Source organism: Nocardioides sp. NPDC051685, assembly GCF_044453405.1.
In the GTDB taxonomy this organism is placed as follows: domain Bacteria; phylum Actinomycetota; class Actinomycetes; order Propionibacteriales; family Nocardioidaceae; genus Nocardioides.
The window spans coordinates 336184-358092 of sequence record NZ_JBITCR010000002.1; the positions used below are offsets into that span (position 1 = coordinate 336184).

21 protein-coding genes are annotated in these 21909 nt (G+C 71.0%); 10 read left to right on the forward strand and 11 right to left on the reverse strand.

The window, feature by feature from the left end; genetic code table 11:
- The first annotated feature begins 160 nt into the window (after positions 1-160).
- Genes ACIA03_RS06710 through ACIA03_RS06730 form a run of 5 tightly spaced genes read left to right on the forward strand, consistent with a single transcriptional unit; the run spans position 161 to position 8139 of the window.
- Complete coding sequence (locus ACIA03_RS06710; protein WP_396980508.1) at positions 161-3814, forward strand: nitrate reductase subunit alpha; 3654 nt, start codon at positions 161-163, stop codon at positions 3812-3814.
- On the forward strand, positions 3814-5484 hold the full coding sequence (gene narH / locus ACIA03_RS06715) for a nitrate reductase subunit beta (RefSeq protein WP_396980510.1): 1671 nt from the start codon (positions 3814-3816) through the stop codon (positions 5482-5484). Before ACIA03_RS06710 ends, narH begins: the two co-directional genes overlap by 1 nt.
- Complete coding sequence (gene narJ / locus ACIA03_RS06720; protein ID WP_396980512.1) at positions 5481-6152, forward strand: nitrate reductase molybdenum cofactor assembly chaperone; 672 nt, start codon at positions 5481-5483, stop codon at positions 6150-6152. Before narH ends, narJ begins: the two co-directional genes overlap by 4 nt.
- A complete protein-coding gene (gene narI / locus ACIA03_RS06725; RefSeq protein ID WP_396980514.1) occupies positions 6152-6919 on the forward strand; it encodes a respiratory nitrate reductase subunit gamma in 768 nt (255 codons plus the stop codon). Before narJ ends, narI begins: the two co-directional genes overlap by 1 nt.
- Positions 6916-8139: an MFS transporter gene (locus tag ACIA03_RS06730; protein WP_396980516.1), complete on the forward strand. Its 1224-nt coding sequence runs from the start codon at positions 6916-6918 to the stop codon at positions 8137-8139. The genes narI and ACIA03_RS06730 overlap by 4 nt, the downstream gene beginning before the upstream one ends.
- 32 nt (positions 8140-8171) lie before the next feature.
- On the opposite strand, the gene ACIA03_RS06735 is transcribed toward ACIA03_RS06730, so the two are convergent.
- Complete coding sequence (locus tag ACIA03_RS06735) at positions 8172-9389, reverse strand: globin domain-containing protein (RefSeq protein ID WP_396981778.1); 1218 nt, start codon at positions 9387-9389, stop codon at positions 8172-8174.
- Positions 9390-9433: 44 nt separating this feature from the next.
- On the reverse strand, positions 9434-9877 hold the full coding sequence (locus tag ACIA03_RS06740; RefSeq protein WP_396980518.1) for an RrF2 family transcriptional regulator: 444 nt from the start codon (positions 9875-9877) through the stop codon (positions 9434-9436).
- A 134-nt stretch (positions 9878-10011) separates the two neighbouring features.
- Here ACIA03_RS06740 and ACIA03_RS06745 point away from each other — a divergent pair, with 134 nt between their 5' ends.
- Genes ACIA03_RS06745 through ACIA03_RS06755 form a run of 3 tightly spaced genes read left to right on the forward strand, consistent with a single transcriptional unit; the run spans position 10012 to position 13950 of the window.
- Positions 10012-10809: an ABC transporter ATP-binding protein gene (locus ACIA03_RS06745; RefSeq protein ID WP_396980520.1), complete on the forward strand. Its 798-nt coding sequence runs from the start codon at positions 10012-10014 to the stop codon at positions 10807-10809.
- A 25-nt stretch (positions 10810-10834) separates the two neighbouring features.
- Positions 10835-11854, forward strand: a complete 1020-nt coding sequence (locus ACIA03_RS06750; protein WP_396980522.1) for an iron-siderophore ABC transporter substrate-binding protein — start codon at positions 10835-10837, stop codon at positions 11852-11854.
- Positions 11851-13950, forward strand: a complete 2100-nt coding sequence (locus ACIA03_RS06755; RefSeq protein ID WP_396980524.1) for an iron ABC transporter permease — start codon at positions 11851-11853, stop codon at positions 13948-13950. The genes ACIA03_RS06750 and ACIA03_RS06755 overlap by 4 nt, the downstream gene beginning before the upstream one ends.
- A gap of 8 nt (positions 13951-13958) precedes the next feature.
- Here ACIA03_RS06755 and ACIA03_RS06760 read toward each other — a convergent pair whose 3' ends face one another.
- From ACIA03_RS06760 to ACIA03_RS06800, 9 genes are all read right to left on the reverse strand, one after another.
- A complete protein-coding gene (locus tag ACIA03_RS06760) occupies positions 13959-14999 on the reverse strand; it encodes an ATP-binding protein (protein WP_396980526.1) in 1041 nt (346 codons plus the stop codon).
- A 9-nt stretch (positions 15000-15008) separates the two neighbouring features.
- On the reverse strand, positions 15009-16214 hold the full coding sequence (locus tag ACIA03_RS06765; protein ID WP_396980528.1) for an MFS transporter: 1206 nt from the start codon (positions 16212-16214) through the stop codon (positions 15009-15011).
- 3 nt (positions 16215-16217) lie between these two features.
- Positions 16218-17261: a MerR family transcriptional regulator gene (locus ACIA03_RS06770; protein ID WP_396980530.1), complete on the reverse strand. Its 1044-nt coding sequence runs from the start codon at positions 17259-17261 to the stop codon at positions 16218-16220.
- Between the two features lie 34 nt (positions 17262-17295).
- On the reverse strand, positions 17296-17637 hold the full coding sequence (locus ACIA03_RS06775) for an iron chaperone (RefSeq protein WP_396980532.1): 342 nt from the start codon (positions 17635-17637) through the stop codon (positions 17296-17298).
- 102 nt (positions 17638-17739) lie between these two features.
- Positions 17740-18513: a TrmH family RNA methyltransferase gene (locus tag ACIA03_RS06780; protein WP_396980534.1), complete on the reverse strand. Its 774-nt coding sequence runs from the start codon at positions 18511-18513 to the stop codon at positions 17740-17742.
- Positions 18514-18518: 5 nt separating this feature from the next.
- The gene (gene rplT, locus ACIA03_RS06785) at positions 18519-18902 is read right to left on the reverse strand and encodes a 50S ribosomal protein L20 (protein ID WP_045550240.1); all 384 of its coding nucleotides are present in this window, start codon (positions 18900-18902) and stop codon (positions 18519-18521) included.
- Positions 18903-18945: 43 nt separating this feature from the next.
- A complete protein-coding gene (locus ACIA03_RS06790; protein WP_008359371.1) occupies positions 18946-19158 on the reverse strand; it encodes a 50S ribosomal protein L35 in 213 nt (70 codons plus the stop codon).
- Positions 19159-19228: 70 nt separating this feature from the next.
- Entirely contained in the window at positions 19229-19972 is a 744-nt protein-coding gene (gene infC / locus ACIA03_RS06795) for a translation initiation factor IF-3 (RefSeq protein ID WP_396980537.1), read from the reverse strand.
- A 280-nt stretch (positions 19973-20252) separates the two neighbouring features.
- Complete coding sequence (locus ACIA03_RS06800; protein ID WP_396980539.1) at positions 20253-20747, reverse strand: SseB family protein; 495 nt, start codon at positions 20745-20747, stop codon at positions 20253-20255.
- Positions 20748-20847: 100 nt separating this feature from the next.
- Here ACIA03_RS06800 and ACIA03_RS06805 point away from each other — a divergent pair, with 100 nt between their 5' ends.
- Positions 20848-21309, forward strand: a complete 462-nt coding sequence (locus ACIA03_RS06805; protein ID WP_396980541.1) for a hypothetical protein — start codon at positions 20848-20850, stop codon at positions 21307-21309.
- A 44-nt stretch (positions 21310-21353) separates the two neighbouring features.
- The gene (locus ACIA03_RS06810) at positions 21354-21854 is read left to right on the forward strand and encodes a uridine kinase (RefSeq protein WP_396980543.1); all 501 of its coding nucleotides are present in this window, start codon (positions 21354-21356) and stop codon (positions 21852-21854) included.
- Positions 21855-21909: the final 55 nt, after the last annotated feature.

Here is a 21909-nt window from a genome sequence, read left to right on the forward strand (position 1 = left end):
CAGTTGTCATGAATGGACGACAGTCTAGGAACCTCGCACCTCCCCGCGCGAACCGGACATCCCGCGGACCGGCGCCAGATCGAGAACCCGCCACCTCCGCAGCGGCTGTCAAGGACTGTGGTCCTTGTCTCATCACCGTTGCCGGGGTGAAGGTAAAGGCATGCCACGAGTCGACGGCCCGGCCAGCGACCTCCTGCTCAAGACAGGTCGCTTCTTCACCCGATGGGACGAGACCGACGACGGCCGTGCCGTCTTCCGCAAGGGCGGCCGGGCCGGCGACGTCTTCTATCGCGACCGGTGGAGCCACGACAAGGTGGTCAGGTCCACCCACGGGGTGAACTGCACCGGGTCGTGCTCGTGGAAGGTGTACGTCAAGGACGGCATCATCACCTGGGAGACCCAGCAGACCGACTATCCCTCGGTCGGCCCCGACCGGCCGGAGTACGAGCCCCGCGGCTGTCCTCGCGGCGCGGCCTTCTCCTGGTACACCTACTCCCCCACCCGGGTCAGATACCCCTACGTACGCGGCGTGCTCCTCGATCTCTTCCGCGAGGCCAAGAGCCGCACCGGCGGGGACCCGGTGGAGGCATGGGCCGACATCCAGGCCGACCCCGCGCGGCGCCGCCGCTACCAGCAGGCCCGCGGCAAGGGCGGTCTCGTCCGGGCGAGCTGGGACGAGGCGCTCGAGATCGCCGCCGCCGCGCAGGTCCACACCATCAAGACCCACGGCCCCGACCGCAACATCGGCTTCTCCCCGATCCCGGCGATGTCGATGGTCTCCCACTGCGTCGGCACCCGCTACACCCAGCTCATCGGTGGGGTGATGACCAGCTTCTACGACTGGTACGCCGACCTGCCCGTCGCCTCGCCCCAGGTCTTCGGTGACCAGACCGACGTGCCGGAGTCGGGCGACTGGTGGGACTCGACCTACCTGATGATGTGGGGCTCCAACGTCCCGGTCACCCGCACCCCCGACGCTCATTGGATGGCCGAGGTCCGCTACCGCGGGACCAAGGTGGTCACCGTCAGCCCGGACTTCGCCGACAACACCAAGTTCGCCGACGAGTGGCTGCCCGCCCAGGCCGGCACCGACGCCGCGCTCGCGATGGCCATGGGCCACGTGATCCTGCGCGAGTTCTTCGTCGAGAAGCGGACCCCGTTCTTCGAGGACTACGTCCGCACCTACACCGATCTGCCGCACCTGGTCCGCCTGGAGGAGAAGGACGGGGCGTACGTCCCCGGGAAGTTCCTCACCGCCGCCGATCTCGACCAGCCCGGCACCCAGGACGGCCCGCCGGAGGACCGCTGGAAGACGGTCGTGCTCGACGAGAGCACCGGCCACCCGGTCGTCCCGAACGGCTCGATGGGCTTCCGCTACGCCGACTCCGGGATCGGCAGGTGGAACCTCGACCTGGACGGCGTACGTCCCCGGCTGACCCTCCACGGCGACGGCGAGCCCGCCGAGGTGCTGCTGCCAGCGTTCACCAGGCCCGACGGCACCGGGGAGGTGTTGCGCCGCGGGGTGCCGACGACCCGGGTCGGTGGTCACCTCGTCACGACCGTCTTCGACCTGATGCTGGCGCAGTACGGGGTGGGCCGTGAGGGGCTGCCGGGTCTGTGGCCGGCCGGCTACGAGGACCCGGACGTGCCCTACACCCCGGCCTGGCAGGCGGAGATCACCTCGGTGCCGGCCGAGGCGTGCCTCCGTATCGCGCGCGAGTTCGCCACCAACGCCGAGGAGTCCCGGGGCCGCTCGATGATCATCCTGGGTGCGGGCGTGTGCCAGTGGTTCCACGGCGACACGATCTACCGCTCGATCCTGTCCCTGCTGATCCTGACCGGCTGCATGGGCCGCAACGGCGGCGGCTGGGCGCATTACGTGGGACAGGAGAAGTGCCGTCCGATCACCGGCTGGATCTCGCTGGCCAACGGGCTCGACTGGTCCCGGCCGCCGCGGACGATGACCGGCACCTCGTTCTGGTACATGCACACCGGGCAGTGGCGCAACGACGGCTACAGCGCCGACTCGCTGGCCTCCCCGCTGGCGCAGGGCCACCTGCGCGGGCACACCGCCGACGTGATCGCCACCTCCGCGGCCAAGGGCTGGATGCCCTTCTACCCGCAGTTCGACCGGAATTCGCTCGACGTCGCCGACGAGGCGGCGAAGGCCGTCGCCGCGGGCTACGCCGACAGCCCCACCGCCTACGTCGAGACCGCCCTGGCCGAGGGCACCCTGCAACCCGCCATCGCCGACATCGACGCGCCCAGCGCGTGGCCGCGGACGCTGGTGCTGTGGCGCTCGAACCTGCTCGGCTCCTCGGCGAAGGGCAACGAGTACTTCCTGCGCACCCTGCTCGGCACCCACCACAACGTGCTCGGTTCCGAGAACCCCGACACGCCCCGCCCGAGCAGCGTCAGCTGGCACGACCAGCAGCCCGAGGGAAAGCTCGACCTGCTGGTCTCGGCCGACTTCCGGATGACCTCGACGACGCTGCTCTCCGACGTCGTCCTGCCGGCCGCGACCTGGTACGAGAAGCACGACCTCTCCTCCACCGACATGCACCCGTTCGTGCACGCCTTCACGCCCGCGATCGACCCGCCCTGGGAGGCGCGGACCGACTTCGACCTCTTCCACGGCCTGGCCGAGAAGCTCTCCGAGCTCGCCCGCAGACACCTCGGTACCCGACACGACATCGTCAGCGTCCCGCTCCAGCACGACACCCCCGGCGAGACCCCGGCCGACCCCGACCGCACCAGGCCGGTCATCGCCGTGGTCGAGCGCGACTACACCGCGATCGCCGACAAGCTGGCCTCGGTCGGGCCGCTGGCCGACACGCTCGGCTTCACGGTCAAGAACATCACCTACCGGATGGCGGAGCAGACCGCGAAGCTCGCCCGGCAGACCGGCGTGATGCCGAGCGGTCCGGCCGCGGGACGCCCCGCGATCGACACCGACGAGAAGCTGGCCGAGGCGATCCTGCTCTTCTCCGGCACCACCAACGGCGAGCTCGCCGTCCAGGGGTTCAAGACCCTCGAGGAGCGCGTCGGCAAGCGGCTCGCCGACCTGGCCGAGGGCTCGGAGGAGAAGCGGATCACCTTCGCCCAGACGCAGGCGGCGCCGGTGCCGGTGATCACCTCCCCGGAATGGTCCGGCTCGGAGACCGGCGGGCGCCGCTACGCCCCGTTCACGGTCAACATCGAGCGCCTCAAGCCGTTCCACACGCTCACCGGGCGGATGCACTTCTACCTCGACCACGACTGGCTCACCGACATCGGCGAGGCGATGCCGCTCTACCGGCCACCGCTGGACATGCACCGGCTCTTCGGCGAGCCCCGGATCGGCGCCGACGGCTCGGCGCAGGTCACCGTCCGCTACCTGACGCCCCATTCGAAGTGGTCGATCCACTCGGAGTACCAGGACAACCTGTTCATGCTGTCCTTGTCCCGAGGTGGTCCCACGGTCTGGATGTCGCCGCAGGACGCCGAGGCGATCGACGTACGTGACAACGACTGGGTCGAGGCCACCAACGCCAACGGCGTCGTCGTCGCCCGCGCGGTCGTCTCCCACCGGATGCCCGTGGGCGTCGTCTACATGCACCACGCCCAGGACCGCACCATCGACGTACCGAAGTCGGAGGCCACCGGCAGACGAGGCGGCATCCACAACTCCGCCACCCGGCTGCTGGTCAAGCCCAGCCATCTCATCGGCGGCTACGCCCAGCTCTCCTACACGTTCAACTATCTCGGCCCGACCGGCAACCAGCGGGACATGGTTGCCACCGTCCGCAAGCGTTCGCAGGAGGTGACCTACTGATGCGCGTGATGGCTCAGATGGCGATGGTGATGAACCTCGACAAGTGCATCGGCTGCCACACCTGCTCGGTGACCTGCAAGCAGGCCTGGACCAACCGGGCCGGCACCGAGTACGTCTGGTTCAACAACGTCGAGACGCGCCCCGGCCAGGGCTACCCGAGACGCTACGAGGACCAGGAGCGATGGCGCGGCGGCTGGACCCTGGACAAGAGGGGCAACCTGCGGCTCAAGGCCGGCGGACGCGTCAAGAAGCTGCTCACGATCTTCTCCAGCCCCGTCCAGCCCGAGCTCGACGACTACTACGAGCCCTGGACCTACGACTACCAGACCCTCATCGACGCCCCGCTCGGCGACGACTTCCCGGTCGCCCGCCCGAAGAGCCTGATCACCGGCGAGGACACCAAGATCACCTGGTCGGCCAACTGGGACGACAACCTCGGCGGCTCGATCGAGCACGGGCATCTCGACCCGATCGTGGCGAAGATCCGCGAGGAGTCGAACGAGCGGATCAGGTTCGAGCTCGAGCAGACCTTCATGTTCTACCTGCCGCGCATCTGCGAGCACTGCCTCAACCCCTCCTGCATGGCGTCGTGCCCCTCGGGCGCGATCTACAAGCGCGCGGAGGACGGCATCGTCCTCGTCGACCAGGACCGCTGCCGCGGCTGGCGGCAGTGCATCACCGGGTGTCCCTACAAGAAGATCTACTTCAACCACCGCTCGGGCAAGGCCGAGAAGTGCACGCTCTGCTACCCGCGCGTCGAGGTCGGGCTGCCGACGGTGTGCGCGGAGACCTGCGTCGGGCGGCTGCGCTACCTGGGGCTGATCCTCTACGACGCCGATGCGGTGACCGCGGCCGCATCGACGACGTCCGAGCAGGACCTGTACGCCGCCCAGCTGGACGTGATCCTCGACCCGAAGGACCCACAGGTCATCGCGGAGGCCAGGAGGCAGGGCATCCCGGAGGACTGGCTGGAGGCCGCCCGCCGCTCGCCGGTCCACACGCTCATCAAGGACTACAAGGTCGCGCTGCCGCTGCATCCGGAGTACCGGACCATGCCGATGGTCTGGTACGTCCCGCCGCTCTCCCCCGTCGTCGACCTCCTCAAGGAGCAGGGCCACGACGCCGAGGCAGCACCCAACCTCTTCGGCGCGATCGACGCGCTGCGGATCCCGGTCGAGTATCTGGCCGAGCTGTTCACCGCCGGCGACAGCGAGGTCGTCGACCTGGTGCTCAAGAAGCTGGCCGCGATGCGGGCCTACATGCGCGACATCACCCTCGGCCGCGACCCGGACGGCTCGATCCCGGCGGCGGTCGGGATGAGCGAGGAAGAGATCTACGAGATGTACCGCCTGCTCGGCATCGCCAAGTACGAGGACAGGTACGTCATCCCGACCGCCCACGCCGAGCAGGCCCACGACCTCGAGGAGCTGGGCTGCTCCCTCGACTTCGACGACGGCCCCGGAATGTACGATTCCGGGCCGCTCGGCGAGGCCAGCGGACGTCCGGTCCCGGTGGCCGTGGAGACCTACCACGCGCTGAAACAACGCCAGACCACCGACGAGGCCGCCTCCGACGACACCCTGCGCGGACGGGTCAACCTGCTCAACTGGGACGGCAACGGGACCCCGGAGGGACTCTTCCCGGACAGGCGTCGGGAGGACCGGTCATGAGGCGGCGTACCCAGGACTGGAGGGTCGTCCACCAGGTCGCGGCCTGGTGTCTCGGCTACCCGGACGAGGAGCTGATCGCGAAGCTTCCGCTGCTGCGCAGCGCGCTCGCGGAGCAGCCCGGCTCGGAGCCGGTCACGCTGCTCCGCGGCTTCGTGGACACCCTGGCCCGCCAGGACCCGCACGCCCTGCAGCACGTCTACGTCGAGCTCTTCGACCTGCACCGCCGCCAGACGCTGCACCTGTCCTACTGGCGTGACGGTGACACCCGACGCCGCGGCGGGTCGCTGGCGGACTTCAAGGCGCGTCTGCGCGACGGCACCACCAAGGGCGGCGGCTGGGTCGTCGACACCCACGGCGAGCTGCCCGACCATCTGCCGATGGTGCTCGAGTACGCCGCCCTCGCCGACCCCGAAGGTGGCCGTCGGCTCCTCGTCGAGAACCGGTCGGCGCTCGAGCTCATCCGGCTCGCCCTGGTCGAGCGCGGCTCGGCCTACGCCGACGTCCTCGCCGCGGTCTGCGCGACCCTCCCCGGGCCCTCCGCGCGTGACAAGCAGGAGGCGCTCGCGATGGCGCAGGCCGGACCTGCCGCGGAGTCCGTCGGCCTGGAGATGCTGCCGTTCCCGACCGCCCGGCCGGGATCCGCGGCCTCGATGATGGGGGCCCGCTGATGACCGCCGCCTCCGGGTGGGACGTGGTGCTGTGGGGCGTGCTCCCCTATCTGGCCATCGCCGTTCTCGTCGTCGGCACCTGGTGGCGCTACCGCTACGACCGGTTCGGCTGGACGACACGCTCCTCCCAGCTCTACGAGTCGCGGCTGCTGCGGGTCGGCTCGCCGCTGTTCCACTTCGGCATCCTCGTCGTCATCGTCGGCCACGCCGCCGGCCTGCTCGTCCCCGCCTCCTGGACCGAGGCGCTGGGGATCTCCGAGGACGTCTACCACGGCAACGCGCTCTTCTGGGGCCTGATCGCCGGCATCTGCACCCTGGCGGGCCTGGCGCTGCTGATCTACCGCCGGCGTACGACCGGACCGGTCTTCATGGCCACCACCAGGAACGACAAGGCCATGTACGTCGTCCTGGTGGCCGCGATCGTCCTGGGCCTGTGGACCACGGTGGTCGCCCTCGCCGCGGGTCACCAGGCCCACGACTACCGCGAGACCGTCTCGCCCTGGTTCCGCTCGCTGTTCGTCCTGCAGCCCGACGTGACCGCGATGGCAGCTGCGCCGATCCAGTTCCACGTCCACGTGCTCGTCGGCCTGCTGCTCTTCACGATCTGGCCGTTCACGCGCCTGGTGCACGCCTTCACGGCACCGGTGCACTACCTGTTCCGCCCCTACATCGTCTACCGCAGCCGGGACGTACGTCCCCGTGCCGGCACGCGACCGGAGCGGCCCGGCTGGGCCGGCACCGGCACCTTCGACCGGGAGGCCCGATGAGCAATCAGCCCGTGTCCGCACCGACCCGGAGCGGACAGCTCAGGAATCTCCTGCTGGCGACCTGGGCGTTCACGATCAGCTTCTGGGCGTGGAACATGATCGCGCCCCTCGGGGTCCGCTACACCGGTGAGCTGGCGCTCTCGGCCGGGGAGAAGTCGATCCTGGTCGCGACCCCGGTGCTGGTCGGGTCGGTGGGGCGGATCCTCGCCGGCGCGCTCGCCGACCGCTTCGGGGGCCGGGTGATGTTCCCGGTGCTGATGATCGCCGCAGCGCCCTTCGTACTGCTGGTGGCGCTGGCCGGCAACATCGGCTCGTTCACGCTGCTGCTGGTCTTCGGCTTCTTCCTCGGCATCGCGGGGACGACCTTCGCGGTCGGGATCCCGTTCGCGAACGCGTGGTACCAGAAGTCACGACGTGGCTTCGCCACCGGTGTGTTCGGGATGGGCATGGGCGGCACCGCGCTGTCCTCGTTCTTCACACCGCGGTTCGTGGAGTGGTTCGGCTACACGACGACGCACGTGATCGTCGCGGTCGCACTGGTCGCGTCAGCAGCCTTGATGTGGTTCGCGCTCGAGGACGCCCCGGCCTGGCAGCCCAACCACGACGCGGTGGTCCCCAAGCTGGTCGCCGCGATCAAGCTCCCGGTGACCTGGCAGATGTCGTTCCTCTACGCCGTGGCCTTCGGCGGCTTCGTCGCCTTCTCCACCTATCTACCGACGTTCCTCAAGGACGTCTACGACTTCGACCTCACCGCCGCGGGCACCCGCACCGCCGGGTTCGCGATCGCCGCGGTGCTGTGCCGCCCGCTCGGCGGCGTCCTGTCCGACAAGGTGGGGCCGCGTACGGTCGCCTCGATCTCCTTCGGTGGCGCGGCCGTGCTCGCCGTTCTCATGTCGTTGACACCGCCGCTCGAGCTGGCCGCCGGCACGGTCTTCGTGCTCATGGCCGCGTTCCTGGGGCTGGGCACCGGCGCCGTCTTCACCTGGGTGGCCCAGCTCGCCCCGCCCGCCCGGGTGGGAGCGGTCACCGGCCTGGTCGGCGCCGCCGGCGGACTCGGTGGCTTCTTCCCGCCGCTGGTGATGGGGGCCACCTACGACGAGGTGAACCACTCCTACGCGACCGGTCTGATCCTGCTCTGCGTCGTCGCCGGAGCGGCCCTGATCTTCACGGTGTTCGGGATCAAGCGCCGCACCGGGACGCGCGAGACGGTTCAGCCCTAGGCCGCGGGCGAGGCGAGCCCGAGCACGATCCGTCAGGCCGAGACGAGCCCCGCGTCCGGGCCAAAGACCTCGTAGTGGATCCGGTCCTCGGCGACACCGCGCCGGCGCAGCGCGGCCTGCACGCCGGCCATGAACGGCACGGGTCCGCACAGGTAGATCTCGGCCCCGGCCGGCAGCTCGACGCCGTCGAGGTCGATCCGGCCGGATCGCAGCACCTCATCGGCTTCCCGGGCGCCGAGGTCCTCGTACCAGCGGAGCTGCGTCGCGCCGGGCAGCGCCTCGACGAGCTCGGATGCCTCGACCCGGTGTGCGTGGTTGGCCAGGGAGCGGTCGGCGTGCAGCACGAGCACGTTCCGGTCTGACTCGGTGCGGACCAGGTGGTGCAGGAACCCGATCATCGGGGTGATGCCGATGCCGGCCGAGACCAGCACCAGCGGCGCCTCGTGCTCGGGCAGGGTGAGCTCGCCGAACGGGGCGGAGACCTCGATCTCGTCGCCCTCGAAGAGGTTGCCGTGCAGGAAGGTGGAGACCTCGCCGGCGGGTGCGATCGCGTCGCCGTCGCGGTGTCCCGGGATCGCCTTGACGGAGATGCCCCAGGCACTGGCCGCCGGCACGCGGGTGAGGCTGTACTGCCGGATCTGGCGGGCGCCGTCGGGCAGGCGCACTGCGACCGAGACGTACTGGCCGGGGCGGGCCGGCGGCAGCGCCGAGCCGTCCTGGGCGGTCAGCACGTAGGAGACGGTGTCGGGCGACTCCTGCACGCGGCTCTGCACGACCAGGCGCCGGAACACCGTCTCGGGCGTGACGCCGGCGGCGGCGTAAAGGTCCTTCTCGATCGCGATCAGGCTCTCGGCCATGTGCCAGTAGACCTCGTCCCAGGCGGCGGCGACCTCCGCGGTGACGGCCTCGCCGAGCACCTCGACGATCGCGGCGAACAGGTGCTCGTGGACGATCGGGTACTGGTCCTCCCGAATTCCCAGCGACGCGTGCTTGTGCGCGATCCGGGCGAGGGTCGCCTTCGGGTCCGGGCCGTCCTCGGCGACCAGCAGCGTGGCGTACGCCGCGATGGCGCCGGCCAGGGCCCGCTGCTGATCGCCCTGGGCCTGGTTGCCCCGGTTGAACAGGTCGCGCTCGAGCTCGGGATGGGCCGCAAACAGGCGGCGGTAGAAGATCGGGGTGATCTCGCCGATCGCGGCACCGATCACGGGCAGGGTGGTGCGGACGACCTCGGTCGAGGCAGCGGACAACATCACGAGGAGCTCCTTCGTCGTCGTGTTGATGTGGGTGGGTGGGATCAGTCGGTCGGGCCCGAGCCGATCGAAAGCAACAGGGCGCGCGTCGGCGCCGCGGCGACATCGCCGATGGTGAGCTGGTCGAGGCTCGCGTAGAACGCCTCCTGCGCCTCCCGCAACGCGTGCCGCAGCCGACAGCCCGTACGCAACGGGCACGGCTCCGCGCCGTCGCACTCGACCACCTCGCCGGGGCCCTCGAGCTCGCGGACGATCCGGCCGACGGAGGTGTCGCGGGCGGTCTCGGCCAGGGACAGCCCGCCGCTCCTCCCCCGCCTGGTCTCGACCACGCCGAGCCGGCCGAGCGCGGTCACGACCTTCGCCGCGTGGGCGGGACGCACCCGGAGCTGCTCGGCCAGGGCTGTGGTCGTAGCGCTCTCGCCCTCCTCGAGGACCGAGAGCCGCATCACGATCCGGAGTGCCAGATCGGTGAACCGGGTCAGCTGCACGGACAGCACACTACTAATTCGGAGTCTCAAATGCCTATTTGAGACGAGGTGAGCCCGCTCACGCGCCGGCGGGTCTCGCCCGAATCCTGGGACGACCCGTCACAGCGAAAGGAAGGTTAGGCTAGCCTCACCTCATGCTTCCTGCGCTCTCCGGTCACGACCTGGTGCTCGGCTATGCCCGTGCCACCGTCGTCCATGGAGTCTCGATCGGCCTCGAGCCGGGGCGGGTCACCGCGCTCATCGGCCCGAACGGCTCAGGAAAGTCGACCGTCCTCCGCTCGCTCACCCGGCTGCACCGGGTGACCTCCGGATCGGTCTCGCTGGACGGAGCCGACAGCGCTCCCCTGGGCGCGCGCGAGTTCGCGCGCAAGGTGACTCTGCTGTCCCAGTCGCGTCCGCACCCCTCCGGCCTGACCGTCCGCGACGTCGTCGGGTTCGGCCGCCACCCGCACCGCCGCCGCTTCGCGGCGCTGACGGAGGAGGATCTGAGCAGCATCGACCGGGCGATGGAGCTGACCGGCACGGCGCCGATGGCGGACCGTCCGGTCGACCAGCTCTCCGGGGGCGAGCTGCAGCGTGTCTGGCTGGCCAGCTGCCTGGCCCAGGACACCGGCGTACTGCTGCTCGACGAGCCCACCAACCACCTCGACCTGCGCTACCAGGTCGAGATCTTGGACCTGGTCCGCGACCTCGCGGACCACCACGGGACGGCCATCGGCGTCGTCCTGCACGACCTGAACCAGACCGCCGCCGTGGCGGACCAGGTCGTACTGCTGCACCACGGCGTTGTGCACGCCACCGGCGAACCCGCTGACGTGCTCACCGCCGAACACCTCTCCGAGGTGTACGGACTCCCGATCGAGGTGACCTCCGATCTGGAGACCGGGCGCGTCCGGGTCGAGCCCCGCGGCAGGCATCACGCCCGGCGCTGACGCCGGCGGACACGAAGAGGAAGACATGATTCGACGTACGACGACGGCTGCCCTGACGACGGCTTGCGCGGCGCTCCTGCTCGCCGCGTGCGGCCAGACCACCACCGCCGCCGAGACCGACAAGTCCGAGCCGAAGGCCTCGGCCGGCTGCGAGGGGGTCGAGACCTCGACCGGCCCGGTCAGCCTGACCGACTCCTACGGCAACAAGGTCGAGCTCGACAAGCCCGCCGAGCGGGTCGCGGTCCTCGAGTGGCAGCAGACCGAGGACCTGCTCACCCTCTGCGTCGATCCGGTGGCCGTGGCCGACGTGAAGGGCTACAACACCTGGGACACCGCCGAGAAGCTGGACGCGGGCACGACCGACGTCGGCACCCGCGGTGAGCCGAACCTGGAGACGCTCTTCGGCACCGACCCCGACCTGATCGTCGTCGAGGCGTACACCGCCGACGACGAGATCCTCAAGCAGCTCGCCAAGTACGACGTCCCCGTCCTCGCCACCAAGGGCGCCGACGCGAAGGACCCCGTCGCCAACATGGTCACCACCTTCGAGATGATCGCCGAGGCGACCGGCCGCGAGGCGCAGGCGGAGAAGGTCGTCGGCGAGTTCGAGGACAAGCTCGCCGCCTCCAAGAAGGCGGTCGCCGACGCCGACGCCGCCGGCACCGAGTTCGTCTACTACGACGGCTGGATCGACGGCGCCAACGTGGCGATCCGCCCCTTCGGCCAGGGCTCGCTGATCGGCGAGCTCGGCGAGGAGCTGGGCCTGAAGAACGCCTGGACCGGCGAGGTCGACCCCGCGTACGGCCTCGGGCAGACCGACATCGAGGGCATGACCACCCTCGGCGACGCCACCTTCTTCTACACCGGCACCGTCGACCCTGCCGGCGACATCAACGCCGAGCTGGCCAAGAACAAGGTCTGGAAGTCCATCCCCGCCGTCAGCGAGGGTCGCTCCCACGCGTTCCCCGGCGGCATCTGGACCTTCGGTGGACCCCGCTCGGCCGAGCAGGTCCTGGACGCGTACGTCGCCCTGCTCACCAAGTGACCGATGCCGCCAAGGCCCCGCGGGCGGGTGCAGGAGGCGCCTCGGTCGTCCTCCTGTGCCTGCTCGCCGGGCTGCTGCTCACTGCTTGCTGGCATCTCACCCAGGGCACCTCGGGCGTAGGCCCTGCCGACTTCGTCGACGCACTGCTCGGACGTGAGCAGGCCCATGGCGCCACGGCCTCGACGATGGAGATCATCACCGGCTCGCGGATCCCCCGGCTCGCCGCGGGTATCGCGGTCGGGTTCGCGCTCGGGGTCGCGGGCGCGCTCCTGCAGTCGCTCGCCCGCAACGCGATGGCGGCCCCCGACACCCTTGCGGTGACCGGCGGCGCCTACTTCGCGGTCACCCTGGTCGCCGCGTTCGGGCTCTCCGTGCCGTTGTGGGCCTCGGGCATCACGGCCTTCCTCGGCGGCCTGTTGGCCGCCGGCATCGTCCTCGCCCTGGCCGGTGGGGCCGGTACGTCGACGACCCGGCTGATCCTGGCCGGCTCCGCGGTGGCGCTCGCTCTCCAGGCCGCCACCTCGACGCTGCTCATCCTCTACTCCGAGGAGACCACGAGCCTGTTCGCGTGGGGCAGCGGATCGCTGAGCCAGCTCGGGCTGCAGGCCTTCTGGCAGGTGGCTCCTGTGGTCGTGGTGGCAACCGTCTGCGGTCTGCTGCTCGCCCGCCGGATCGACCTGCTCTCGGCCGGCGACGACGCCGCCTCGGTCCTCGGGGTGCCGGTCCGTTCCACCCGGGCGATCGGGACCGTCCTGGCGGTGCTGCTCACCTCGGCGTCGGTGACGCTGGCGGGGCCGATCGGCTTCGTCGGCCTCTGTGCCCCGGTCCTCGTCCGCCTGCTCGGCCGGATCGTCCCGACGCTGCACCGGCACGCCGTGCTGCTGCCGGCCGCCGGCCTCGTGGGCGCTCTGGTCGTCGTCGTGGCGGACGTGGTCGTCCGGGCCCTCCTCGGCGCGGAGGAGGCGATGTCCGTGCCCACCGGCGTGACCACGACGATCGCCGGGGCGGTCGTGATGGTCCTCCTCGCCCGCGGCGGGCGCGACTCCGGCCCCACCCGCCGACCGCCGGGCGCCACGGTCACGATCCGCAGCCGGGTTCGGTTCCTGGCGGTGCTCGTCCTCCTGCTCACCCTCACCGCCGGGGCGACCGTCCTCGGCCTGCTCGCCGGCCACCAGTGGCTCTACACCGGCGACATCGTCGCCTGGTTGCAGGGCGAGGGCATCCCGCTGGTCCGGTTCGCACTCGACGAGCGCGCACCGCGCGTCGGCGCAGCCGTCCTCGCCGGCGGAGCCCTCGCCCTCGCCGGCACCTTCGTCCAGGCCACCTGCCGCAACCCGCTCGCCGAGCCGGGGATCCTCGGGATCACCGGCGGCGCCGGGGTGGGTGCGGTCATCGTGGTCACCGGGCTCTCCTCCGGGTGGAGCGGCGGCAGCTCGGCGGCGGCATCGACCACCACGATGCTCATTGCGGCGACCGCCGGATCGCTGATCGCCTTCGGTCTCGTCTACGGCCTGGCCTGGCGGCACGGGATCGACACCGACCGGCTGGTGCTCATCGGCATCGGCGTCTGGTACGGATCGGTCTCCCTCAGCACCTTCCTGCTGGTGCGCTCCAACCCGTGGGACACGCCGCGGATCTACACCTGGCTGTCCGGTTCGACCTACGGCCGCAGCTGGGAGCAGGTCGTCCCGGTCGCCGTGGCCCTGGCCATCGCGGTGCCGGTCGCCTTCATGGTGCGCCGCGAGCTCGACCTGCTCAGCCTCGACGAGGACACCCCGCGGCTGGTGGGAGTGTCCTCGGAGCGGGTGCGGCTGCTGATCCTGCTGACCGCCGCGGTGCTCACCGCGATGGCCGTCTCCGCCGTCGGTGTCGTCGGCTTCGTCGGCCTGGTCGCCCCGCACATCGCGCGCGCCCTCGTCGGCGGGCGCAGCGTACGGGTCGTCCCGGTCGCCCTCCTGGTCGGAGCGCTGCTCCTCGTGGTCGCCGACACCATCGGCCGCACCGCGATCAGCCCGGCGCAGATCCCCGCAGGTCTCGTCGTCGCGCTCATCGGCGCGCCGTACTTCATCTTCCTGCTGGCCCGGTCCAGACCATGAGGTGACCCTCAGGCCGACGGCGGATTCCGGGGCCAGCCCACCTCGATGCGGGCCCCTCCGCCGTCGGCATCGGCGATCGCGACCGATCCGCCGTGGGCCTTGGCGAGGCCGCCGACGATGTAGAGGCCCAGGCCGGAGCCCCCGCGAGCGCCGTGCTTCCAGAACTTCGTGAACACGCGCTGTCGCAGCTCGGTGGGGATGCCGTCCCCGCGGTCCTCGACGACCAGCAGGACCTGGTCGTCGTCCGGACGCGCGCCGAGGCTCACCGTGACGACACCGTCGCCGTGGCGTACGGCGTTCTCGACGAGGTTGGTGACGACCTGGGTGAACTTGTCCGGGTCGGCGTGGATCTCCAACTCGTCCTCGCCGGCGGAGATGTCGAGCTCGATCGGCCGGGAGGTCGCCGAGCGCACCGACTCGACCACGCGGGTGACCAGCACCGTCGCGTCGCTGGCACGGGGGTAGAGCTGCAGGCGGCCGGTGTCGATCCGGGCGACGTCGAGGAGCTCGGCGATCAGCCGGGAGAGCCGGTCGGAGTCGGAGGCGACGGTCCTGAGCATCAGCTTCTTCTGATCGTCGTTGAGCCGGTCCCACCGGTTCAGGAGCGCCTGCACGAACCCCTTGACCCCGGTCAGCGGCGAGCGCAGCTCGTGGGCGACGGTGGCGACCAGGTCGGAGCGCTCCCGGTCCAGCCGCTTGCGGCCGCGGCCCGAGCGAAGCGAGATCGAGACCTGCTCGACCGCCGCGTCCGGCGCCGGGCGCCGGATCGTCGAGACGACCAGCACCTCGGTGCCGTCGGGCAGGAGCCAGGCCTGCTCCGGTGTGCCGGTGACGGTCCGCAGGGTGTCGTAGGGCCGGTTGGCCTCGACCCACGTGTGCCCCTCGGTGTTGCTCAGCGTGAGTACGTCGCCCAGCGGCTTCCCCAAGCTCGCGTCGGGGTCCACGCCGAGCATCCGCCCGGCCAGGGCGGAGACCAGGACGACCGCTCCGTCCGCGTCGGCGACGACGACGCCGTCGGGCAGGGCATCGGCGAGTTCACGGGCGTCCACGCCGACACCCTAGACCGAGGAGATCGATGCCGGGTCGCTACTAGGGACGATTGCTCGTCGAGCGACCCGTGCGGCGGCCGGGACGGTCGCCGCGAGCAGCACTCCGATGACAGCCAGAGCCAGCCGTACGTCGACCCCGGCCGCCGCGCCGATCAGGGGTGTCGCGACCAGGACCGGGCCGGTCTGGGCCAGCTGGGTCAGGCTCGAGAACCGGGCGAGCATCTCCGGCGGGGTGCGAGCGACGTAGGCCGGGATCAGGTACGAGGTCAGCATCGTGGTGCCGACGCCGACGAGGCCGATCGCGAGGACGCCCACCCAGACCTCCGTACGCAGCGCCAGCAGCACCACGCCGACGACCGCGAGCACCGGGCCGGCGACCGCGACCGGCGCGCGGGGCGCGCCCCGGCGGGCGACGACGAGGGTCGTCACCAGTCCCCCGGCGACCCAGGCACCGGAGACAAGACCGGTCTCGGCCGCGGTCCAGCCGCGCTCGCGGCCGGCGAGCGGCAGGGCGAGCATGACCAGCGGGAGGACCGATGCGGCCAGGCCGGTGATGGCGACCAGGACCGGGACGACCCCGGGGGTGCGTCGTGCTGCCCTGGCCCCATCGGCCAGGCTGCGCCAGACCGAACCCTGGCCGGGCTCGGGTGCCGGCTCGTGCGGTGGCCGCACCAGGAGCAGCGCGAGGAGCACGAGGGCGAACGTCGCCGCGTCCAGCCCGGCGGTCAGCGGCAGGCCGCCGTGGCCGATCAGGAAGCCGCCGGCCGCGGGACCGGCGGTGCGGGCGACCTGGTGGGCCGAGCCGACCAGTGCCATCCGCCGGTCGAGATCCTCGGCTCCGAACAGCCGTGCGAAGACCCCTTCGGCCGGTCGCCGCAGCGCCTGGATGGTGCCTGAGAGGGCACCGACGGCGACCAGCATCCACAGATCGGCACCGCCGATCGCGCCGACCGCGAACGCGGCCATGACCAGCACCATCGCCGCGTCGCAGGCGGCCATCGTCCGGCGGATCCCGACCCGGTCGGCCAGCACTCCCCCGGCGAGCACCAGCACCGCGAGCGGGATGCCCTCGATGGTCAGCACCAGGCTGGCCGCGTCGGCTCCGAAGCCCGCCGCCGCCCAGCCGATCGCGAAGAAGGTCACCGAGTCGCCGAAGACCGAAGCGGTCGACGCTGCCAGCCAGGGGCGGAACCCCCGGCCTGTGGTCACGCCCACGTCTCAGTCCTCGGGGTCGTGGCGCACGGGCATGACCAGCGCGGTGAACCCGGGCTGGTAGGGCGAGGTGACCACCACCGGCCGGTCCGGCGCGGTCACGGCCACCTGCACCTCGTCCCCCAGGCACGCTGCCAGCGCGCGGCCGAACAGGGCCGTGCCGAGCCGGAGCCGGACCGGCGGGCCGGTCACCACGCCGCGTACGTCGCTCTGTTCGGCGGTGTGGGGCGAGCGGAGCCGCGCGTGGTCTCCGAGGAAGAGGTCGACCTCGGCATAGCCGGCCGCGTCGAGGCCGGCGAGCAGGTCGGCCTTGGCGAGCACTGCATGGGTGCCGGCCGGCTCCAGGCCGGCGAGGACGAGCCGATGGGCCGGGTAGGTGGTGTCGCGGCCCAGCTCCTGACCGGCGAGGGTCAGCGTGCCGTCGGCGATGCGCAGCTCGACCGTCAGGATCCCGTCGAGCCGGTCGGCCAACGCTGCCGCGTCGGGCAGGGACAGCACAGCTCGGCCGCCGTCCCCCTCGGCGGCCGCGGGCAGCTCCCGCACCGCCATCCAGTAGCGGTTGGTGGCGACCACGTCCACCCCGGTGCCGTCGACGTCGACGAGGACGGAAGCGAGCTCGGAGGCCGGATCGGACTCGGCCGCGTGCCGCACCTGCCGGATCGCGGCGGCCAGCACGGGACCAGGGAGCTCGGCGACCGCCGGCCTCGCGGCAGGACCGGCGTCGACGGCGGCCAGCACGCCACGTACGGCCTCGGAGGCCCGCGCCGTGCGCGCGCTCTGGTCCTCGAGGAACCCCGCCAGCGCCGTCCGCGCCTCTGCGACCGGCGAGTCGAGCACCACCCGCATGGTCTCGATCGGCACCCCGGCCTCGCGCATCCCCACGATCAACCGGGCCCGCTCGGCGAGCTCGGGTGTGTAGTAGCGATATCCGGTCCCCGAGTCGACCTCGGCCGGCACCAGCAACCCGCACTCGTCGTAGTGGCGCAGCGCGCTCGCCGTCAGGCCCACGGCGCGCGCGAACGCGCCGATCGTCAGCAGTGGCTCATCCATGCCCGCAACCATCGGCCTTCAGGTGAGATGAAGGTCAAGCGATCTGCGCCGCCCGCAGCCGGACGAGCTCGGCGAAGACGTCGTCGGGCAGCGGACGCTCGACGGTGCAGTAGAGCGAGCCCCCGCCCTCGGAGACCTCGAAGTCGCCGGCGACCTGGGCATTCAGGCTTCCGCTGAACGGGATCACCGACAGGCCGGCCCTGGTCGCCATCACCGAGATCAGCCCTTTGCCACGGAGCGTGTAGCACGCCATCGCGTACTTCGTGCCGGGCACAGCCTCGGGGAACAGCTCGAGCACCAGGTCGTAGTAGTGCTCGATCAATACCCGCTTCGCCGGCTCGACGCCGGCGAGATAGTCCATCACGGGGTCACTCACGCGGCCGCCCCCGTAGCGCGAGCGCCATGATACGGACGCGGCCGCGTGATGACTGTCTGGTTCACTCGCTCACGCTCGCTCACGGCTCCACCATAGGTGGGTTCAGCGCTGGGCGCGGGCGCTCGCGTAGAGGCAGAGCGCTGCGGCGGTGGAGAGGTTGAGCGACTCGGCCCTGCCGAAGATCGGGATGCTCACGATCTCGTCGGCCTCGGCGGCCAGCTCCGCCGGGAGACCCCAGGCCTCGTTGCCCATGAGCCAGGCCGTGGGCCGGGCCAGGAGCGCGTCGGCGGCGAACAGGTCCGCGGTGCCGTGCATGTCGGCGGCCAGGACGGTCAGCCCGGCAGCCTTCGCGGCCTTCACCGCGACCAGCGGGTCACGCTCGATGGCGACCGGGAGGTGGAAGGCGGAGCCGACCGAGGCGCGGATGGTCTTGGGGTTGTAGAGGTCGACCGAGTCGCCGGCGAGGACGACTCCGGACGCTCCCGCCGCGTCGGCACAGCGGATGACGGTGCCGGCGTTGCCGGGATCGCGTACGTCGGCACAGATCACCACGAGCGGGCCGGCGATGTCGGCGAGCGGTACGTCCAGGAACCGGCACAGCGCCACCACACCGGCCGGGGTGACCGAGTCGGATAGCCCGGCCATGGCCCGGTCCTCGACGAGCGTCACCTGCTGATCGGCCAGCAGCGAGGCGTACGTCTCGGCTCCTGCTTCCGTCGCGAAGATCTCCTCGACGCACCCGGGCACGCCGAGCGCGCCCTCGACGGCCTTCGGCCCGTCCGCAACGAAGAGCCGCCGCTCGGCACGGGCCGAGCGGCGGCTCAACTTGCGAGCCTCCTTGACGCGAGCGTTGCCCGCGGAGAGAGGCGTCGTCATATGACTCAGGCGTTCGCCGGGGCGTTGACGTCCTCCGGCAGCGCAGCCTTGGCCTGGGCGACGAGCGCGTTGAACGCGGCCACGTCGTTGACGGCGAGCTCGGCGAGGATCTTGCGGTCGACCTCGATGCCGGCCAGGTTGAGACCCTGGATGAAGCGGTTGTAGGTCATGCCCTCGGCGCGCGCGGCCGCGTTGATCCGCTGGATCCACAGGCGACGGAAGTTGCCCTTGTTCTTGCGGCGGTCGTTGTAGGAGTAGACCAGCGAGTGGGTGACCTGCTCCTTCGCCTTGCGGTAGAGGCGCGAGCGCTGGCCCCGGTAACCGGAGGCCCGCTCGAGGGTGGTGCGACGCTTCTTCGCAGCGTTCACTGCGCGCTTGACGCGTGCCATTTCAGTGCTCCTTGAATGCTAGGGAAAGTTTCGGGGTGATCGCTCAGCGACCGAGCAGCTTCTTCGCGCGCTTGACGTCGGCGGGAGCGAGCTCCACCAGACCAGCGTTGCGACGGTGCTTCTTGCGCGAGCCGGTGGTCGGCGCGGAGGCGAACGCAGCGCCGGACTTACGGCCGGCCTGCAGGCGCTGGATCTTCCCGGAACCGGTCACCTTGAAGCGCTTCTTGGAACCGGAGTGGGTCTTGTTCTTCGGCATAGTTCTTCCTTCTCTCGTCGTCCGGCCGGTCACGGGGCGCCGCGGCGGCGGAAGTCAGTGGATCGACCGGTCAGAGGTCGATGTCGGGGTCGAGGTTCTCCGAGCGACGCTTGACCTTGGGGGTCGAGGTCGGACGGGCGGCGTTCGCGGCCGTACGCTCCGCCTTCTCGGCGGCCTCGTCGGCGGCACGCTCGGCGGCCTTCTCCTCCTTGGCCGTCTTCGCCTCCACCTTGGCGTCGGCCTTCTTCTTGTGAGGGCCGAGCACCATGATCATGTTGCGGCCGTCCTGCTTCGGCGAGGACTCGACGAAGCCCAGCTCCGCGACGTCGTCGGCCAGCTGCTGCAGCAGGCGGAAGCCGAGCTCGGGACGGTGCTGCTCACGGCCACGGAACATGATCGTGATCTTGACCTTGTCCCCGGCGTTGAGGAACCGCACGACGTGACCCTTCTTGGTCTCGTAGTCGTGCTTGTCGATCTTCGGACGAAGCTTCATCTCCTTGATGATCACGTTCGTCTGGTTTCGACGGGCTTCACGGGCCTTCTGGGCGTTCTCGTACTTGAACTTCCCGTAGTCCATGAGCTTGCAGACCGGCGGCTTGCCCTGCGGGGCGATCTCGACGAGGTCGAGGTCGGCCTCCTGGGCCAGGCGCAGCGCGTCAGGGGTCGGCACGATACCGACCGTCTCTCCGTTGGGACCAACGAGGCGGACCTCGGGAACCCGGATCCGGTCGTTGATACGAAGCTCAGTGCTGATGTGTCCTCCAGTTGTTGTGGCTTGCGGAGGCTCTGATCTCGGTCTCCGGGCCGCGTGCACGGGCGGTCCGGAAATCAAAAAAGGCTTCCGCTTGATTGTCACAAGCGGAAGCCAGTCATGTCGCTCACCCCCACAGGGGCTCGCACCACCGAGTCCACTGCCCCATGAAATTCCTGGAACACTGTCTTCGGGACCGGACCCGACGACCTCTGTTGCTGTGCGGTCGATGCGGGTGGGAGAACGCTGTCGTGATCTCCGCTTGTTGGATCGAACCGACGGCGTACGTCGGCTGATCGGTCAACACGGAACACTACTGCAACATTCCCGGCTGTCCCAATCGTCAGGGGCGCACCCAGGCCGTACGCGGCCCGACGGTCGCCAGCTGCCAGCCCTCGGCGACCTTGTGCAGGTCGTCGCCCTCGATCGCGAACGGGACCGGGCCGGCGAGATCGAGCACCAGAGCGTCCGCGCCGTCGTGGACCGCGGCCTGGGCGGCGTCGCGCAGCGAGACCGGCACCGGGCGGGCGTCGGCCTGCCACGCCTGCAGCGGCGCTGTGCCGGTGAACCCGAGCAGCGCTTGCCGGCCGTCGGCGCCGGTGAGCAGCACGGTGGCCATGTCGGAGGTCTTGTCGTGGGCCAGGCCGGCCTCGTCGACCTCGACCTCTCCCAGCACCGCGACGACCGGGACGAGCACCCGGGCGGAGGCGAGCGTGCTGAGCACGTCGCCGTGCGTGGCCCGGCCGGCGGCGTACGCCCTCATCACGGACACGACCTCGGGGCTGGTCTCGCCGGTGTCGCCGGGAAAGGCCGAGCCGAGGAGTCGCTTGTCGTTCATCGCCACCATTGAACCCCAGCCCGGGCCCCAGCCGAAGATCAGGGCCGATATCGGGGACAGTCCGGGTGCCGAGTCACCGCCGCTGTGGGAGTCTGGAGACATGGACCAAGGCGCCTATCTCGCACTAGCCGCCGCGCTCACCGTGCTGGGCGCGATCTGGACGTGGGTCGCGTTCCGACGGCGCGGTCTCGGCGCCGGCGTGAAGGCGCTCGGATGGACGATGCTCGCCCCGGCGGCCTACCTCACCGGGCTGCTGCGGGCCGGCGGCAGGATCGTCGACGCCATCGCCGACTGGGCCGCGCGCCTCGTCTTCAGCCCGACCGTATGGGTCGGTTTCGGCATCGCCGCGCTCGCGATCGTGCTGATCTTCGTGGCCCGGGTCCTGCCCACCAAGGAGCGGCCGAGCCGCGCGGCACGGAAGGCGGCCGGCGCCGCACCCGCCGGCGCTGCCGGACCGGCCTCGGTCGCGGCTCCGAAGACCGCCAAGGGCCCGGTGATCGACGACGACGATGACGACATGGCCGACGTCAACGACATCTTGAAGAAGTACGGCATCTCCTGACCTCGACCGACTCCCCCGCTGCCGCCGATCTCCTCACGATCGCGATGAGCCGCCCGGCCACCCTCGGCCCGGGCCGGCTGATCTGCGTCGACGGGCCCGCCGGCTCCGGGAAGACGACGCTGGCCACCGCCCTGGCCGAGATGACTCGGGCACCGGTGCTCCACATGGACGACCTGTACGCCGGCTGGGACGGCCTCGCCGCCGGCATCGCCCAGCTCGAGACGGTCCTGCTCCCCCTCGTCGAGGGCGCCCCGGGCTCCTACCGCCGCTACGACTGGCACCGGGGTACGTTCGCCGAGACCGTCCTGGTCCCGCCGAGCCCGCTGCTGGTGATCGAGGGGGTGGGCAGCGGGGCTGCGGCGTACGACGGCTTCCGCACCGCCCTGGCCTGGGTCGACGCGCCGGAGGAGCTGCGCAAGCAGCGCGGCCTCGACCGCGACGGCGACACCTTCGCGCCACACTGGGACGCGTGGGCCGCGGCCGAGGCCGAGCACTTCGCCGCGAACGACACCGCGGCCCGCGCCGACGTGGTCGTGAGCGCCTAGGGATCCGGTACGTCGCGAGGCTGACCCGACCGGCCACCGGGACCGTGCGGGCACC

Coding starts and splice junctions, on each gene's coding strand:
- narI (WP_396980514.1), top strand. CDS start 6,152: ATGACCGCCGCCTCCGGGTGGGACGTGGTGCTGTGGGGCGTGCTCCCC.
- ACIA03_RS06745 (WP_396980520.1), top strand. CDS start 10,012: ATGCTTCCTGCGCTCTCCGGTCACGACCTGGTGCTCGGCTATGCCCGT.
- ACIA03_RS06810 (WP_396980543.1), top strand. CDS start 21,354: ATGAGCCGCCCGGCCACCCTCGGCCCGGGCCGGCTGATCTGCGTCGAC.
- ACIA03_RS06770 (WP_396980530.1), bottom strand. CDS start 17,261: ATGGATGAGCCACTGCTGACGATCGGCGCGTTCGCGCGCGCCGTGGGC.
- ACIA03_RS06750 (WP_396980522.1), top strand. CDS start 10,835: ATGATTCGACGTACGACGACGGCTGCCCTGACGACGGCTTGCGCGGCG.
- narH (WP_396980510.1), top strand. CDS start 3,814: ATGCGCGTGATGGCTCAGATGGCGATGGTGATGAACCTCGACAAGTGC.
- ACIA03_RS06800 (WP_396980539.1), bottom strand. CDS start 20,747: ATGAACGACAAGCGACTCCTCGGCTCGGCCTTTCCCGGCGACACCGGC.
- ACIA03_RS06790 (WP_008359371.1), bottom strand. CDS start 19,158: ATGCCGAAGAACAAGACCCACTCCGGTTCCAAGAAGCGCTTCAAGGTG.
- ACIA03_RS06780 (WP_396980534.1), bottom strand. CDS start 18,513: ATGACGACGCCTCTCTCCGCGGGCAACGCTCGCGTCAAGGAGGCTCGC.
- rplT (WP_045550240.1), bottom strand. CDS start 18,902: ATGGCACGCGTCAAGCGCGCAGTGAACGCTGCGAAGAAGCGTCGCACC.
- ACIA03_RS06730 (WP_396980516.1), top strand. CDS start 6,916: ATGAGCAATCAGCCCGTGTCCGCACCGACCCGGAGCGGACAGCTCAGG.
- ACIA03_RS06735 (WP_396981778.1), bottom strand. CDS start 9,389: ATGTTGTCCGCTGCCTCGACCGAGGTCGTCCGCACCACCCTGCCCGTG.
- ACIA03_RS06710 (WP_396980508.1), top strand. CDS start 161: ATGCCACGAGTCGACGGCCCGGCCAGCGACCTCCTGCTCAAGACAGGT.
- narJ (WP_396980512.1), top strand. CDS start 5,481: ATGAGGCGGCGTACCCAGGACTGGAGGGTCGTCCACCAGGTCGCGGCC.
- ACIA03_RS06805 (WP_396980541.1), top strand. CDS start 20,848: ATGGACCAAGGCGCCTATCTCGCACTAGCCGCCGCGCTCACCGTGCTG.